The sequence below is a fragment of the Thiofractor thiocamini genome, assembly GCF_055384375.1.
In genome coordinates, this window is record NZ_AP042389.1 from 741,155 (window position 1) to 757,064 (window position 15,910).

Genomic DNA, 15,910 nt, shown 5'->3' on the forward strand with positions numbered 1-15,910 from the left:
TTAGATATAAAACTTTTTCAAAAACTTTTCATCTATATCTATAAGTTTTCTCTTTTGAAGTGATTTGATGGTCTCTTTATCACAGTCCGTATCTCCAGGCCACTCTCTTTCATATCCGTCAAGAGTGTTTTTGTCAGTTGCATTTATACCGATGAATTCTTCTTCGAGATATATGTCTCTTTTTGCGTCTATATTGTTTGTTACTCTCCATATAAGCATATAAGGATTGTTCAAATCATTCTTTTTCTTATCTACAAAGATAAGCAGTTTTGTATATTTTTTTATACCTTTTAGTTTTTCATACAGGTTAAAAACTGGCTCTGTTTTTTTTATCTTCAAGATAGTTATAGGGGTTTTTGTATAAGTTTTATACTGTTTTATTTCAATTACATCTTTTGTAATATTCTTAATCTTTTCTAACAGTTCTTCATCACTTAGTATCTCTTTTTTAGGAAAGTTTACATTATCACTTGTGCAGTCAATCCCAAGTTTTCCACCATATGCATAACTTGGACTGGAGTGATCCAAAGCATCGCACACACCTTCGCTTATGATGATATTTTCAACACTCACTCTATCGAGTATATAATCACTAAGTTCATCATAACTGGTAAGTTCAGGTGCATCATTTCCCACGAATATGGCATGTTTTACAAAACTCATCTGTCCTACTCCCCAAAATGCATGCATAAACTGTTTGGCATGACCCGGGTACATTACATTCATCTTAGCTAGTATCAGATTGTGAAAGACACCGTTTTCAGGCATTCTATAATCTATGAGATCGGGTGCGGTAGTCTTTAACAGTGGTAAAAATATCCTCTCAGTCGCCCACCCCATATACTTGTCTTCAAGTGGTGGCTTTCCAACGACCGTTGCCTGATAGATAGGCTCTTTTTTGTGAGTGATACAAGTTACATCCATCACCGGATAAGGCTCTTTTAGAGTATAATATCCGGTATGATCCCCGAAAGGTCCCTCTATCTCAAATTTTGCAGGATCCACCCACCCTTCTACCACGATATCTACATCATTTGGTATATAGATAGGATTGGTTAGAGATTTTACAAGACTAGGGTTTTCCTCTTTTATTAAGCCAAATAAAAGCAGTTCAAACATCCCATTTGGCATAGGAGCTTGTCCACACCAGATGTATAGCGGATCTCCACCAATGGCTACAGAAACAGGCATCTTCTTGCCGGCTTTTTTATATTCATGAAAAAAGTGAGCCCCGTCTTTATGTATCTGCCAATGCATTCCAAGTCTGTTTTTATCATATACTTGAAGTCTGTACATTCCTAGATTTTGTTTAGTACCATCCAAACTTTGTGTATAAACCTGCCCCATAGTTATAAAAGCTCCACCATCTTCAGGCCAAGTTTTTAGGATAGGTATATCAAACAGGTTAACTTCATCACCTTTGTATGCTATCTCTTGACATTCGCCTTTTTTCGTACTTCTTTTTGGAAAAACTTTTCTAAGTTCAAAAAGTTTTGCAAACATTTCAATCTTTTTAGCAAACCCTTGAGGTGGCTTTAAATGTAAAAGTTCTTCGATGGTATCGGCAACTTCCTGCGGTTTTTTACCAAAGATAAGCTCAGTTGCCTTATAAGAGCAAAAAGTATTCATTAGTACCGGCATATCGAACTTTTTACCCAATCTTTTTGATACAACATTAGTAAACAAAAGAGCTTTTGAATCATCCTTCTTTACTTCTATATAGGCTATATGAGCGATTTCGAGGTCAATATCCACTTCTTCTTCTATAACTTTTAAAAGTCCCTCTTTTTCAAATAATTCAATAACTCTTTTCATAATTACTTCTCTCCCGTGCCTAACCTAAATTCTCTCTGCCCTGTCCTCTTTAAAGGCTAACTCTTCAGCGCTTTTTAGTATCTCAAGGGCACCGTTTTTTATCATATTGTATGCAAGCATTTTTCCAAGTTTGTCTGCTCTTTCTTTGCTTGCTTTTAGCTCATCTTGTAGGATGTGAGTACCGTCAGGGTATCCTATCATAGCTTTTATGGTTACTTTATCATTTTCTATAGTAGCATTGACTGCAACAGGAGCAGAACAACCTGCACCTATGGCTCTAACAAAGTCTCTTTCTTGTTTTGTGCAAAGTGCGGTATCGGGATCGTTTAGAAATGATGCTATCTCATATAATTTTTCATTGCCGCTTACTATCTCTATACCAAGTGCCGCTTGTCCCATGGGTGGTAGCATCATGGAAGTCGGTAACTTTTGAACATAAGGTATATCTTTTAAAAGATCAAGCCTGTGAAGACCTATATAGGCCAAGATAATAGCATCATACTGTCCCTCTTTTAGTTTTCTCAAGCGCGTGTTTACATTGCCTCTTAAGTCTCTCATTTGAAGATCCGCTCTTTTGGCTTTTAACTGCATTCTTCTTCTTAGACTTGTAGTTCCCACTATGGCATTTTTCGGTAACTCTTCAAAACTTTTATACTTATGGGATAAAAAAACATCGCTTTGATCTTCTCTTTTTGTGATAGCTATAAGCTCCAAACCCTCTGGTATAAATGTAGGTACATCTTTTAGCGAATGTACTGCCATATCTGCATTGCCGGCTAACATCTCATCTTCTAATTCTTTTGTAAAGTGCCCTTTTCCACCTATGAGTGCCAAAGGCTTGTCAAGTATCTTATCACCTCTACTTGTTATCTTATTTAATTCCACTTCTATATCAGGAAACTCTTTTTCAATCCTATCTTTTATGTGATATGCCTGCCAAAGAGCCAAGTCACTGGCTCTTGTGGCTATAACTAACTTTTTCATTTCAAACTGTACTCATCCATAAGTTTTTGCAACTTTTCTCTTCCTGCATCATACTTTCCATTGACATATACCGTAGGGGTTCCGCCAACAAGTATCTTATTGGCCTTGTATAAGTCATTGCTAAATCTTTTCTCGACATCTTTGTTTTTTATATCATCGATGGTTATATTGGTATTTAACTTTTTATTGAAAACTGCAAGTACTTTCTTTGGATCTTTCGTATCGACTTCCATATCCTTTTTGTAAACTTTATAGAATATATCTTTATACCCTTTTTTTCGTGCGGCAATTTCAGCTTTTACTATAGTGTCACTTCCCGGGTGTATCGATAAAGGCATATGGTAGTAATACAAGGCAAACTCTTTTGGGTGTTTTTTTACAAATTCCATCACGTCAGGAACAAAATCCATACAAAATGGACATTGAGGATCGCTAAAAACCAAAACTTTATACTTTGCATCTTTGCTTCCATAAAGCAAATGCTCATCATCATAGTAACTCATCGGGGCATCGGGGGAAAAACTCTTTAAAATCTTATCTTTTAGTTTTTTCTTTGTATCTATATCGACAAAAGCTCTGCTTAAGTATTTACCGTTTGAAAAGATAACGTCTTTTATGGTGATGACTCTATTGTTTTGTTTTAAAAGTTCTATATCTATGGTAAGTACATAAGCTTTCCATCCGGGGATATCTTTAAGATCCACAACTTTGGCTATATGAAACCCAAGAACTTTTATATTTTTGTTCGGCTTTATGGAAGTAGTCAGAAACTTTTGAACCTTCTGCTTAGTAGTCAAACTACCTGCAAAAACAAACAAAACACTACTTATCCATATCGTCAATAACTTCGACATCAATGACATCGTCACTCCTTTTTTCTTTATTTTTAAATCTGTAAAATCTTTTTGTTATTTTAAGCCCTATATATGGAAATTGAAACAAAATACCCACTATATCACTTAAAAAACCGGGTATGATCAGTAAAATCGCACCTATAAGCATAAAAAGATGGAGTTGCAAAAACTCTTCTTCGCTTATCCTTCTTTCAACCAAAGCTCTAAAACCTTCATTAAAACTGCTGCCAAGGTTTGCTATGATGATAAAACCTACCACAGCAGAGGCTATCACTTCGATAAATGTAGCAAAACTGCCTATCTTTGCCGCGATATTCAGTGTTACTGTTATCTCAAGAAAAAGATATATCAGAAAGTAAACCATTTATATCAACTCTTTTAACTTTTGCAAAACTTCATCCTGTTTTATAACTGTTTTTTCAAGTGTCTTTCTATCAACCAATTCAACAACTCCGTCTTTTAGCGACTTACCAACTATCAAAGCATAAGGAAACCCGATAAGCTCAAAATCTTTCATTTTAAAACCAAATCTCTCTTTTCGATCATCGATTATAACCTCTTTGCCATAACTTTTCAATTCATTGTAAAGTTCATCTGCAAATTTAAGCTCATCTTCATTTTTAGGGTTTGATACTATAATCTCAAGCATAAAAGGGGCACTCTCTTTTGTCCAAATGCATCCCTTCTCATCATGATGCTGCTCTATAATGACAGCTTCAAGTCTACTGACACCTATGCCGTATGTTCCCATGATAAAAGGTTTTGACTTACCGTTTTGATCAAGAAAATTTGCTTGCAAAGGAGCAGAGTATCTCTCGCCAAGTTTAAATATATGCCCTACTTCTATACCTTTTGTTTTGCTTAACTTCCCACCGCATTCAGGGCAAAAATCACTCTCTTTAACTTCTGCTATATCATGATACTTATCTTCAAACTTATCTTTCAAAGAGTAGCCCACATAGTGATAGTCCACCTTGTTTGCGCCACATATCAAAGTATCATCATCTTTCAAGTCAATATCGATGACTATCTCGACATTTTTAACCTCAGGTCCAATAAATCCGGGGGTTACACCGTTTTCTTCAAGTTCCTCTTCGCTAACATCCACAAGTTCCAAAGCATTTATGGCATTTAATGCTTTTGTCTCTTCAAGTGTATCATCTCCTCTTAAGAAGTAAACGACTATCTTTTGACTTCCATCTTCAAAAAGGGCTTTTTTTGCTACCGCTTTGATAAGATAGTAAGGCTCTATCATAAAAAATTCTGCCAAAGCCTCTATCGTTTTAACTTCAGGAGTATAAAAATCACCCGGAGTCATTTGGGGCTTTTCTTCATAAGGAGGCACTCTTTTTTGCCTGGCGGCTACTTCTATATTGGCTGCGTATGAGCAGTTTTCACAAATGATGATATCATCTTCACCGTTATCAGCCAACACCATAAACTCTTTGCTTCCTGTTCCTCCTATCGCTCCACTGTCGGCATCGACCACTCTAAAATCAAGCCCAAGCCTTTCAAAAATCTTTGAGTAAGTCTTTTCCATAAGATCAAACTCTCTATCAAGATCTTCATAGCTTGAGTGAAAGCTGTATCCATCTTCCATCAAAAACTCTCTACCTCTTAAAAGTCCAAACCTGGGCCTTGCTTCATCGCGGAATTTTGTATTGATTTGATACAGGTGCAAAGGAAGTTGTTTGTAACTTTTTATCCTGTTTCTTACCAAATCCACCATCATCTCTTCAGCAGTAGGGCTTAATACGAACTCATTATCTTTTCTATCTTTAAACCTTAAAAGCTCTTTTCCGTATTTTAGGTATCTGCCGCTCTCTTGCCAAAGCTCCGCAGGCGTTACAAAACCAAGTTGTACTTCCTGGCATCCTGCACTATCAAGCTCTTCTTTTACGATTTTTCTGATCTTTTCCAAAACTATCTTTCCAAGAGGTAAAAAGTTATATATACCGCTTCCTACTTGAGAAATGAAACCGGCTTGCACCAAAAGTTTATGGCTAGGAAGTACCGCATCACTTGGTGCTTCTTTGGTGGTTGGTATAAAACATTTTGAAAATCTCACTTTTGCTCCTTGTGGGGATGGTTTGTGGGTCCTTTTTCCATATGATATTCACATTTATACATATTCATTTGCTTTTTTTGTTGTTCGTTGATGCCAAAAAGATACTGGAATGATTGAACTATCGTATCAAACTCAGGATCTTCGGCAACTTTTTTTAAGTTACAAGTAGGCTTATGCAAGAAAGTATTGAAAGCTTGGTGAAGTATCTTTTCCACTTCATCTTTTTGCTCTTTTGGAAGGTATCCTTTTTGTATAGCTCTATCAAGTTCTTTTTGAGCACTTCTTTTTGCCATTTCTCTCATTCTTTTTATGATAGGCTCAACTTGAAGAGTTTGAAGCCACTTATAAAACTCCATAGTAAATTTTCCTATGATGGAAAAAGCGATACCGGCTTGTTTTTCTCTAAAAGCTCTATTTTGCGAAACAACGCTTTTTAAGTCATCTACACTGAAAAGGTTGATATTTTTCTCTTTGCAGCTATCTTCTATATCTCTAGGTACCGCTATGTCGAACCAGTGCCTTTCAAATTCGACCTCTTTTACCATTTCTTCTGTTATGATATGATCATCTGAACTTGTAGCACTAAATAAAAATCTATACTTGTTTATAAAATTCTCCAATTTATCAAAGCCTTCAGCTATAGTAGTTTCACCGAGCTCTCTGGCTAACTCCTCAGCTTTTTCTATATTTCTATTTATGATGATAACATTACATCCGTTTTTTATCAAATGTTCAGCACAAATCCTGCCCATTTCTCCAGCTCCTATGACAAGAGCGGAAAAGCCCGCCAAGGAGCCACCGGCTAAATCTTTTGCTTTGTTTACGGCTACACTTGATATGGATACCGGAGATGAACTTATCTCGGTAGAACTTCTCACCGCTGCGGCACACCTGAAAGTGTGATGCATAACCCTTGCAATTTTTTGTGAACAAAATCCATGATCAAAACAAAACTTGAAAGCATCCTTTATCTGCCCTACTATCTGCGTTTCGCCTATAACGACACTGTCAAGTGATGATGCCACTGCAAATATATGATGAATCGCGCCATTGTCTTCATAGATATCAGCTCTTCCTTCTAGTTCACTTGCCGGTATAGATGTAAATTCTTCCAATTCACAAAATATATGTTCCAATGCTTTGTTACAATCTTTAACACTCAAAAGAAGTTCCACTCTGTTGCAAGTTGAAAGTATCAATACTTCATTTATGCTTTCACATTCTAAGAGTTTGTTGGAGAAATTTATCTTTTTTTCATCGCTATTGAAAGCTATCTTTTCTCTTGTTGCAATGTCTGTATTTTTGTGCGAATAACTAACTATCAAATAATTCATATCTTTCCTTGTTAATACTCTCTTTGAATCATATCTTTTATGATCTTTTCAAGCTCTTCATTTTTATACTCTTTTATGGCATTCAATGCTTCAAAAGCCAAATCATTGACAATATCAAGAGTTTTACTCAAAGCCCCGCTCTCTTTCATTTTCTGTTTTATCCAGTTTTGCTCACCTTTATCTATGTCTCTTTTAAAAAGGGTTAAAAGTTTCTTTTTTTCCATATCATTTAATTTTTCGTACAAAAATATATACGGAAGCGTAGTTTTACCCTCTTTAAAGTCATTCATTGCAGGTTTGCCTAGAGTTTTTTCATCGCTTGTTATATCGAGTACATCATCTATGATTTGAAAGGCAAGTCCAAGATTTTTACCGTAGAGTGCAAATTTATCACCGTCGTATCCTTCAAGCATTGCAGCACTTGAGGAAGCTGCTTCTATAAGTGAAGCTGTTTTTTTATATATCATATCGAAGTACTTATCTTTGTTTGCATTGAAACTTTTTGATAACTCGACATCCAAAAGTTCACCGACTGATAGGAGAGTTACGGCATTTGAGATAGTTTTAGCGACATCCTTTGAAAAATCACAAAGCTCAAAAAAAGCTTTAGAATATAAAATATCCCCAAGCATTATGGCTGTTTTATCTCCAAAAAGTGCATTGATGGACACCTCCCCTCGTCTTGTATCGGCTTCATCTATCACATCATCATGCAAAAGGCTTGCCGCATGTATCATTTCGACTATGGAAGCAAGTTTTATGGCTTCTTCATTTTTAGAAGAAGCGATTTTAAGTATCAGCTTCGCTCGAAGTTTTTTCCCCGAAGAGATCTTGGCATACAGTCTAAAAACTATATCCTCATTTAAATCTTTTATAAATTTTTCTATATTTTTATCAACTTTACTTAACATTTACTCCCTTACTGTTCGGATCTATAAAATCAGCCAAAATCTTTACCTGATCATCTTTTATGAACATATCAACGGTCGCTTTTTGACTCTTTTTGTCAAATGATTCAAATACGACCAGAAGATATATCCTGTTTGATATATTGCTTCCTACGGGCACAAGATCGATTTCAAAACTATTTAGTCTGTAACCTTCATACAAAACGTGCTGGAATTTGATTTTTTGATATGAACTATGTGTTATCAAAGCACCGTTTTTATAAAGCGTCCATCTAAAATCAAACTCACCGTCTCTTAGAAAAACTTTTTTATCTCTATAAGAGATTTTAACTTTTGCTATCTGATCCTTTTTCAAATCAAATCGGTACTGATATTTCCATTTTGCGGCATACAAATGTACGATACAAAAAAGAAAAACAGTAACAAGTCTACTCATTTTGGCTTAAGATATTTCCCATCATTTGAATATACAAATCATTCATCCTGCTGTTTACTTTGTCTGTATTGTTTGCATGATAATTTGCAAGTATCGCTTCTATATCTTTTTCCTCACCTAGCATCTCTTCAAGCAAAAGCTCCATTGCCGCACTTTTCGATACTGCATCTGCAAGTTCATTCTGTACTAAGTTTCTATTTGCATTGTAAACTACATCAAAAAATTTATCTTCCGGCTTCCCGCCAAATATATCATCATCTTCAAGCCACATTTGCTATCCTCCCATATATATTGTATTTTATACAAACGCACATTATATCTTATTTTACCCTATAAATTACTGAATACAATACAGGTACATAAAAGAGATTTAGTACCGTAGCCCAAGCTACTCCAAAGCCAAGCGCTATCGCCATAGGCTGGAGTATGACTGATTGACCTGAGGCAAAAAACATCAAAGTCATCAACCCAAGAACTGTGGTAATGGAAGTTAAAAATATGGGTCTTAACCTTAATGATGCAAGGGCAACCGCTTCTTTAAGATTTCTTGTCTTTTTTATAAAATCTATCATAATGATACCATCGTTTACCACAACACCGCTAAGTCCCACGAGTCCCAAAAGTCCAGGCATTGTAAGATTTAGTCCCATTATAAGATTGCCAACTAGCACTCCAAGAACAGAAAGCGGAATAGTACTTAAAACCACCAAGGAGAGTATGGCGCTGTCAAACATCCAAACAAGTGCTATAAAGATGAGAAACAGTGCGATGATAGCAGCTTCTGCCATCTCTTTTTGGATTTGTCTGTTTGATTTTTGCTCACCTTTTATGTCGATATTCACTCCCATATCTTTAACTTTTTCAAAAGTCGTTTTCATTTTTTTAAGAAATTCTGCCGAAGTAAGTTTTTTCTTATCGAGTGAACCAAAAACCGTTCTTATCCTCACGCCGTTATCTTTGAAAATTTCGGTATAACTCGGTCTTATGATAAAATCAGCTATATCCTTAAGCCTTACTTTTTTTACCGTACCCGGTATATCTACATAAAAATCTTTGAATTTTTCAAAACTGTCTTTATCGAGAAGTTCGGACTTTATCTTTATAAGTTCGTCACCTTTGAACATCTTCCCTATCTCGGCTTTTTGAAAATAGTTTTTTAGAACTTGGGACAATATTATCTCATTGAAACCCAGACTTTGACCGTATCTGTTGACTCTAAGTTTCAACTCTTTTTCTCCGCTTAACATATCATCACTTACATTGAAAACCCCATCTATCGTTTTCATTTTATCTTCCACTATCTTCAAAGCTTTTTTGATATCTTTGGTTTTTCCGCTAAAAGAGAGTTCTATATCACTTTTTACTATGCCAGCGCCCGGTACCGTTACTGAAAACTCTTCATACTCTTTGTTTTTTGCTATGTCTGCAGTGATCTTTTTTATCATTTTGGCGATCTCTTGTGCACTGTGGCTTCTTTTCATATTTGTATCATCATACTCTGGCGAAAGATAAGGATTTATGTACTTATCAAAAAAGTTTTCCGGTTTTCTTTCATAAAGATTTATAAAAATTTGAAAATTGTTTTCCGCGATATCGGGTCTGAATTTATTGTCAAGTTTTAAGCCGCTTATAGATGTTATAGATGCCACATCTCCCTTGGGAAGTTTTTTAAGCAGTATTTTTTCCACTTGCGTAACGAGTTTTTGTGTTTGATACAAGTCATTGTTTACGTTTACCTTCCCCACTAAAAATATCTGTGTATTGTCAAAATCGGGAAAAAGTTGGAACTTGCTTTTTTTGAGCAAAAAAACGGTCAATGTCAAAATAGGTACCAAAAAAAGTATCAAAGTAGTCTTTTGATATTTCATAGCTATCATCATAACTCTTGCATATGCCTTTTTTGCCCAGTCCCACAACTTTTTTGTCCTGTCTTTTTTCTTGTGTGCTTTTAAAAAATCCTTTGCATGCAACGGCAAAAAGTAAAATGCTTCAAAGAGTGAACTTAAAAGCAGTATGGATATCATAACAGGTATGATCCTTATAAAAAGTCCCATTTCTCCACTGACTATCAAAAGGGGTAAAAAGGCGAATATAGTAGTTGAAGTAGCGGTTAAAACAGCCGGAAACATTTCAGCCGCTCCATTTATAGCTGCCGTTCTACTGTCATCACCGTTTTCAAGATGCCTGTATATATTTTCTGCCACCACTATGGCTTCATCGACCAGCATACCAAGTGCCATCAATGCCCCCAAAAGTGAAAGCATATTGAGTGAGTAGCCTAAAAGCTCAGTTGCTATAAGGCCTATCATAAAACTAACCGGTATCCCTAGACCTACTACAAATGCAATCCTTCCGCTGACAAATATATAAACCGAAAGAGTAACCAAAATGAGGCCAAAAATTATATTGGATATAACCGTATTTAACCTGTTTCTTATCCAAATAGAAGTATCTGTGTAAGTGTCAAAGCTATAATTCTTATATTTTTTTTCATATATTTTTAAAAGTTTTTTTATCTTTTTAACCAACTTTATCGCATCACCCTGTTCGGCTTTTTTGATATTTATCGCGATATTTGGCTTGCCATTAAAATGAGATACTTCATTCAGATCGCTAAGTTTAAATGCAACATCAGCTATATCTTTAATCCTTACTTTTTTACCGTTTACGGATATAATGGTATCTCTTATCTTTTGGACATCTTTTTCACCATTGATAGTACTTAGATATAGATGATTTCCTGTTTGCTTGATGATACCTATCGGAAAAATCGAACTAATGGATGATAAAGCATTTACTACACTATTTTCACTTAAACCATAAGCTAAAAGTTTTTTGTTATAAATTTGAAAAACCAGCTCCGTATCAGCATCACCTCTTATAGATATATCGTTAAGGTTTGGTATCTTGTAAAGGTCATTTTTCAACTTAACTGCCAAATCCAAAAGATCTTTTGTGGAGGCTTTATTAGAAGCTACAGTGACTGTTATAAGAGGAAAACTTTTTTTTATCATTTTTGCAGTTGGCATATTCATATCTGAGGGGAGATATCTTTTTTGATTACTTATGATATCTTTTATATCATCAAGTATCTCTTGTGAATTTGCACCTTTTTTAAGATCAACTTTTATCCTAAAAAAACCATTTTTTATAACACTTGATACTTCATCAATATCACTTAAATTTTTTATATCATCTTCTATACTTTTAACTGCCATTTTATCAAGTATATCCGGACTAGCTCCCGGGTATGCGCCTGTGATAACTATGGCATCCAGCAATGAAGAAGGAAATATCTCTTTTGGAATTTTGTTGTAAGAGATAACCGACAACACAAATAGAAATATCAAAAATATATGATTTAACACCGGTTTATCAACGCCAAATGCTATAAATCTTTTTATCATAAAAACCTCATTAAAATATCGTATCTAAAACTTGATTTTTAAATTTTATATATTCAAGTTTCTGTTTTAAAGCTCTGTTTTCTTCTTTTAAAACAGAGTATTCGTTGTAAAGTTTCGCTATATCTCTGCTTTCATAATATATCTCGTTTTTAAGATATATATTTGGCAGGATTATCAATAAAACAGTAAATATGGCAAGCAAAACCCCAAGCAACAGTTTGAAACTCAGGTTGTCTACATGTCTTGTTCTATGTCTTTCAACCTCATCAAGAAGAGTATATTTGGCTTTTTTTACTTTTGTTTTTACCTTTACGCTCACTACTCCTTCTCCGCTTTTTTTATCTCAAATATTCTCATCTTGGAGCTTCTGCTTCTTGGATTTTCTTTTATCTCTTTTTTTGATGGGGTTATAGGTTTTTTTGTGATGATTTTACCTATGTCATGATTTCCCCCACATTCACATCTGTAAACATCAGGAGTGCATATGCACTTTTTTGTCCACTCTTTAAAAGTTCTCTTAACTATCCTGTCTTCTAATGAATGAAATGTGATAATAGCGACTTTACAATGCTCAAGAGGAGAATTCTTTATGCTATCCAAAAGGTTTGCCAACTCTCCAAGCTCGTCGTTGACCTCTATCCTTATAGCTTGAAACACCAAAGTAGCGGAGTGAATTCTCCCTCTTTTGAAGTTTTTCTCTATCAGTTCGCTTAATTCTCTTGCACTGCATATGGGTCTGTTTTGCACTATGATATTCGCAACTTTTTTATACTCTCTTATCTCGCCATAATCTCTAAATATCTCTTCAAGCTGCTCTCTTGAGTAAGAATTGACAACATCTTTGGCACTAAGTGTTGCATTTTGATCCATTCTCATATCAAGAACATCACTATCAAAGCCAAAACCTCTTGCCTTTTTATCAAGTTGCAAAGAAGAGACACCGATATCAGCTAAAATGCCTCTGATATCCTTATCAAGATGTTTTTTTATAACAGAAGAAAATCTCCCTTTTTCAAAGATAACCCTATCACAAAAAGGTTCAAGTCTTTTTTTTGAAAATTCCAAAGCTTCACTATCCTGGTCTATACATATAAGTTTCACATTTGGTAAATTTTTCAAAAGTGCTTCGCTGTGCCCCCCGTAACCAAGCGTGCAATCAACAATATATCCGTTTTCTATATCACTGAAAGCCTCTATGACTTCATTGTAAAGCACCGGTATATGAGGAGTATCCAAAAGAATCCTTTTAAATTTTAAGAGATTTTACTAAAAATTTCATTATTTTGAGGTTAATAACTGATGTTACGCACCATATATAATTTTAGACAAGACAAAAAGGCGTTATATGCAAGGCAGATTTTCGAAAGCCTAACCGTAGTTAAGGTGAGAAAATCTAACGCTGTCAGATAATGCCTTATTGTCTTGCCCTTCGGGTGCTTTTTGCAACACTCCCTTACGGCGTTAGAAAGTTTCAAGTTACAGGAAGTAGCTTTTCAACTTTCTGCCTTGTAATGAAATGTTGCAAAAAACATCTAAAACTATATATGGTGCGTAACATCAGTTATAATATGATAGAATAACATTATGATTAATGATTGGCAAATAAAAGAGGTGAAAGATATATCTCTATCACTTTTTAGAAAAAATTTCTTTGGTATCCAAAATGGCTCCATATCTTTAAGAAACGACAACAACAGTTTCGTTATCAATAAAAAAAATGTTCTCTTTGACAGACTCGAGAGCGATTCACTCATAGAGCTTTATTTCAAAAGAGATTATAGATGGAAAGAGGCCGATGAGGATGCCTCTGTACACTTACAGATATATAAAAACATAGAAACGGCAAAATACATCTCTTTTTCCATGCCGCCTTATACCACCGCATACTCTTTAAACAACGATACTATATCTCCAAAGGATTACTTCGGCTATTTGCATCTTGGGGATATAGAGGTTTATGATCCTAAAAACTTCGATACTTGGAAAGATAGAGCCGAATACGAGATATACAATTACTTAAAACAAAACGAAAAACGTTTTATCATTATAAGAGGATACGGTATATATATCTATGACAGGGACTTATACAATATGGCTCAAACTCTATCTTTGATAGAAAACAGTTGCAGAATCCTCACCTTATCAATCAGTACGGCGTAACATCTATCCAACCGCCGGCTACTCGCTCTATCACTTCAGCGATTCCGGCTTGTACATAACTTACACCGTCTATGATATCTTTTTTGGTCCATTTCATTGTTGCCATAGTATTTTTGCAGGCTACAAATTCAACATCATACGCCATCAATGAGCGTATTCTTTTAAGTGTATGAGCATCATAATCCTTTTTTATAGCCCTCATGCCTTTACCGTAGCAGACTACGGCAACTTTTAACGAATCGGAAGGATACTCTTTTAGCACATTATAAATAGCACCCAAAGTTTCATTGACACGGTGAATGTCATTGAAATTCATCTTTATAACCCATTTGCGTGGATTGTCAAATGTAGGTTTCGGATCACTGAAATCCATCTTTGCAAAAGCAAAAACAGCCACTATCATCAAAAGCAAAAGTCGTCTCATTAGTATCTCCCTTAGGTTGGTAAGTCGATGTTTTGTGAGTTGATATTTTAAATACTACTTGTTCTTACCTTTTAAGTGCTCACAAAACTTTACAATAATTCTATTATAGTTCCTTTTAAAATGCCATTAAATTTTTTATTCCTTCATATGCCACATCCATTACCTTGTCTATATCTTCATAAGTTATGATATATGGAGGCATAAAGTATATGACATTTCCAAGCGGCCTTAAAAGAACTCCGTTTTTCAATCCATACTCGTACACTCTCAAGCCCACTCTCTCTTCGGGTTTGTACCCTTTTAGAGTAACGGCGGCTATCATTCCTGTTTGTCTTATACTTTCAACATTTTCAAGTTTTAAAAATGAATTTAGTTTCTTTGCTATATATCTGCTTTTTTCTCTGTTTTTGCTTAGTATATCTTCATTTTCAAATATATCCAGTACCGCATTTGCCGCAGCACAGGCCAAAGCATTGCCGGTATATGAGTGTGAATGCAAAAATGATTTGTTAAGATTGTAGTCACAGTAAAAACTATCATACATTTCATCGCTCAGTAAAACAACTGACAGCGGAAGATAGCCTCCTGTTATACCTTTTGAAAGTGCCATAAAATCAGGCTCAATTCCGGTACTCTCGCATGCAAACATATAACCGGTCCTTCCAAATCCCGTTGCTATCTCATCCGCTATAAAATGCACATCATGCTTTTTACAAAGATCACTTGATAATTTCAAAAAAAGCGGATGATACATATGCATACCTCCGGCGCACTGAACAAGAGGCTCTACTATAAAAGCCGATATCTCCCCTACTCTTTTTTCAAATATCACTTCAAGCTTTTTAGCGGCTTTTACGGCTTCATTTTCACTTTGGTCTTTTGGAACATAGGTTTTGATGGACTTTAATAGCAACTCTTCATAACTCTCTTTATAGATTCCAAGATCACCCAAAGACAAAGCTCCTATGGTTTCACCGTGATATGAATTTTCCAAAGATACAAAGTACGGCTTAGTAAGACCTTTGTTTTTGTTATGATGAAAACTCATCTTTATAGCCACTTCTATGGCACTTGAACCGTTGTCGGCATAAAAACATTTTGTTAGCTTGTTAGGAGTGATATCCACTAGTCTTCTTGAGAGTTTTATGATCTGCTCATGCGTAAAACCGGCAAATATAACATGTTCCAGCTCATCAAGCTGTTCTTTAATTTTCGATTTTATATATTCGTTTTGATGACCGAAGATATTGACCCACCAGGAACTTATGGCATCTATATATCTGTTGCCTTCAAAATCTTCCAGATAAACACCCTTGGCAGACTTTATGGGTATCAAAGGTAGTTTTTCGTGATCTTTCATTTGAGTACATGGATGCCAGATATATTTCAAATCCTCTTGCATCAAAGACAAATTATCCATTTTTTACCCCTGTTTATTTGTGATTTTAAAGAAATTACATACATTTCATCATAAATTAATAACAAATTATATAGAATTATATCTAAAATTAACGGTTAGA

Annotated in this window: 15 protein-coding genes; 1 reads left to right on the plus strand and 14 read right to left on the minus strand. The window is 35.1% G+C overall.

Annotated features, from left to right (window positions below):
• The 12 genes from ACZ47B_RS03765 to rsmH are packed head-to-tail and all read right to left on the minus strand — an operon-like array spanning position 1 to position 13,042.
• Positions 1–1,815: a menaquinone biosynthesis decarboxylase gene (locus tag ACZ47B_RS03765; RefSeq protein WP_464895349.1), complete on the minus strand. Its 1,815-nt coding sequence runs from the start codon at positions 1,813–1,815 to the stop codon at positions 1–3.
• 24 nt (positions 1,816–1,839) lie between these two features.
• Positions 1,840–2,799 carry a hydroxymethylbilane synthase gene (gene hemC / locus ACZ47B_RS03770; protein WP_464895350.1) on the minus strand — a complete coding sequence of 320 codons (960 nt, stop codon included), beginning with the start codon at positions 2,797–2,799 and terminating at the stop codon, positions 1,840–1,842.
• The gene (locus tag ACZ47B_RS03775) at positions 2,796–3,662 is read right to left on the minus strand and encodes a DsbA family protein (RefSeq protein ID WP_464895351.1); all 867 of its coding nucleotides are present in this window, start codon (positions 3,660–3,662) and stop codon (positions 2,796–2,798) included. Before ACZ47B_RS03775 ends, hemC begins: the two co-directional genes overlap by 4 nt.
• Complete coding sequence (locus ACZ47B_RS03780; RefSeq protein WP_464895352.1) at positions 3,622–4,017, minus strand: FxsA family protein; 396 nt, start codon at positions 4,015–4,017, stop codon at positions 3,622–3,624. Before ACZ47B_RS03780 ends, ACZ47B_RS03775 begins: the two co-directional genes overlap by 41 nt.
• Positions 4,018–5,721 carry a proline--tRNA ligase gene (locus tag ACZ47B_RS03785; protein WP_464895353.1) on the minus strand — a complete coding sequence of 568 codons (1,704 nt, stop codon included), beginning with the start codon at positions 5,719–5,721 and terminating at the stop codon, positions 4,018–4,020.
• Positions 5,718–7,055, minus strand: a complete 1,338-nt coding sequence (hemA, locus tag ACZ47B_RS03790) for a glutamyl-tRNA reductase (protein ID WP_464895354.1) — start codon at positions 7,053–7,055, stop codon at positions 5,718–5,720. The genes ACZ47B_RS03785 and hemA overlap by 4 nt, the downstream gene beginning before the upstream one ends.
• Positions 7,056–7,066: 11 nt before the next feature.
• Positions 7,067–7,966, minus strand: a complete 900-nt coding sequence (locus ACZ47B_RS03795) for a polyprenyl synthetase family protein (RefSeq protein ID WP_464895355.1) — start codon at positions 7,964–7,966, stop codon at positions 7,067–7,069.
• Complete coding sequence (locus tag ACZ47B_RS03800; protein WP_464895356.1) at positions 7,956–8,399, minus strand: hypothetical protein; 444 nt, start codon at positions 8,397–8,399, stop codon at positions 7,956–7,958. Before ACZ47B_RS03800 ends, ACZ47B_RS03795 begins: the two co-directional genes overlap by 11 nt.
• Positions 8,392–8,670, minus strand: a complete 279-nt coding sequence (locus ACZ47B_RS03805; RefSeq protein ID WP_464895357.1) for a DUF2018 family protein — start codon at positions 8,668–8,670, stop codon at positions 8,392–8,394. The genes ACZ47B_RS03800 and ACZ47B_RS03805 overlap by 8 nt, the downstream gene beginning before the upstream one ends.
• Before the next feature lie 49 nt (positions 8,671–8,719).
• Complete coding sequence (locus ACZ47B_RS03810; RefSeq protein ID WP_464895358.1) at positions 8,720–11,806, minus strand: efflux RND transporter permease subunit; 3,087 nt, start codon at positions 11,804–11,806, stop codon at positions 8,720–8,722.
• A 10-nt stretch (positions 11,807–11,816) separates the two neighbouring features.
• Positions 11,817–12,125 (minus strand): hypothetical protein, encoded by a 309-nt coding sequence (locus ACZ47B_RS03815; RefSeq protein ID WP_464895359.1) that lies wholly within the window; start codon positions 12,123–12,125, stop codon positions 11,817–11,819.
• Positions 12,125–13,042, minus strand: a complete 918-nt coding sequence (gene rsmH / locus ACZ47B_RS03820) for a 16S rRNA (cytosine(1402)-N(4))-methyltransferase RsmH (protein WP_464895360.1) — start codon at positions 13,040–13,042, stop codon at positions 12,125–12,127. Before rsmH ends, ACZ47B_RS03815 begins: the two co-directional genes overlap by 1 nt.
• 348 nt (positions 13,043–13,390) lie before the next feature.
• On the opposite strand from rsmH, the gene ACZ47B_RS03825 reads away from it, so the two are divergent.
• Positions 13,391–13,966, plus strand: a complete 576-nt coding sequence (locus tag ACZ47B_RS03825; protein ID WP_464895361.1) for a class II aldolase/adducin family protein — start codon at positions 13,391–13,393, stop codon at positions 13,964–13,966.
• Here the strand turns inward: ACZ47B_RS03825 and ACZ47B_RS03830 are convergent.
• Complete coding sequence (locus ACZ47B_RS03830) at positions 13,953–14,390, minus strand: DsrE family protein (RefSeq protein ID WP_464895362.1); 438 nt, start codon at positions 14,388–14,390, stop codon at positions 13,953–13,955. The two genes, ACZ47B_RS03825 and ACZ47B_RS03830, sit on opposite strands and share 14 nt — an antisense overlap.
• Before the next feature lie 115 nt (positions 14,391–14,505).
• Positions 14,506–15,810: an adenosylmethionine--8-amino-7-oxononanoate transaminase gene (locus tag ACZ47B_RS03835; protein WP_464895363.1), complete on the minus strand. Its 1,305-nt coding sequence runs from the start codon at positions 15,808–15,810 to the stop codon at positions 14,506–14,508.
• Positions 15,811–15,910: the final 100 nt, after the last annotated feature.

What these genes read in the sequence shown, in the direction of transcription:
- hemA (WP_464895354.1), bottom strand. Translation starts at nt 7,055, where the DNA reads ATGAATTATTTGATAGTTAGTTATTCGCACAAAAATACAGACATTGCA.
- ACZ47B_RS03810 (WP_464895358.1), bottom strand. Translation starts at nt 11,806, where the DNA reads ATGATAAAAAGATTTATAGCATTTGGCGTTGATAAACCGGTGTTAAAT.
- ACZ47B_RS03765 (WP_464895349.1), bottom strand. Translation starts at nt 1,815, where the DNA reads ATGAAAAGAGTTATTGAATTATTTGAAAAAGAGGGACTTTTAAAAGTT.
- ACZ47B_RS03825 (WP_464895361.1), top strand. Translation starts at nt 13,391, where the DNA reads ATGATTAATGATTGGCAAATAAAAGAGGTGAAAGATATATCTCTATCA.
- ACZ47B_RS03805 (WP_464895357.1), bottom strand. Translation starts at nt 8,670, where the DNA reads ATGTGGCTTGAAGATGATGATATATTTGGCGGGAAGCCGGAAGATAAA.
- ACZ47B_RS03780 (WP_464895352.1), bottom strand. Translation starts at nt 4,017, where the DNA reads ATGGTTTACTTTCTGATATATCTTTTTCTTGAGATAACAGTAACACTG.
- ACZ47B_RS03830 (WP_464895362.1), bottom strand. Translation starts at nt 14,390, where the DNA reads ATGAGACGACTTTTGCTTTTGATGATAGTGGCTGTTTTTGCTTTTGCA.
- hemC (WP_464895350.1), bottom strand. Translation starts at nt 2,799, where the DNA reads ATGAAAAAGTTAGTTATAGCCACAAGAGCCAGTGACTTGGCTCTTTGG.
- ACZ47B_RS03775 (WP_464895351.1), bottom strand. Translation starts at nt 3,662, where the DNA reads ATGTCATTGATGTCGAAGTTATTGACGATATGGATAAGTAGTGTTTTG.
- ACZ47B_RS03835 (WP_464895363.1), bottom strand. Translation starts at nt 15,810, where the DNA reads ATGGATAATTTGTCTTTGATGCAAGAGGATTTGAAATATATCTGGCAT.
- ACZ47B_RS03795 (WP_464895355.1), bottom strand. Translation starts at nt 7,966, where the DNA reads ATGTTAAGTAAAGTTGATAAAAATATAGAAAAATTTATAAAAGATTTA.
- ACZ47B_RS03800 (WP_464895356.1), bottom strand. Translation starts at nt 8,399, where the DNA reads ATGAGTAGACTTGTTACTGTTTTTCTTTTTTGTATCGTACATTTGTAT.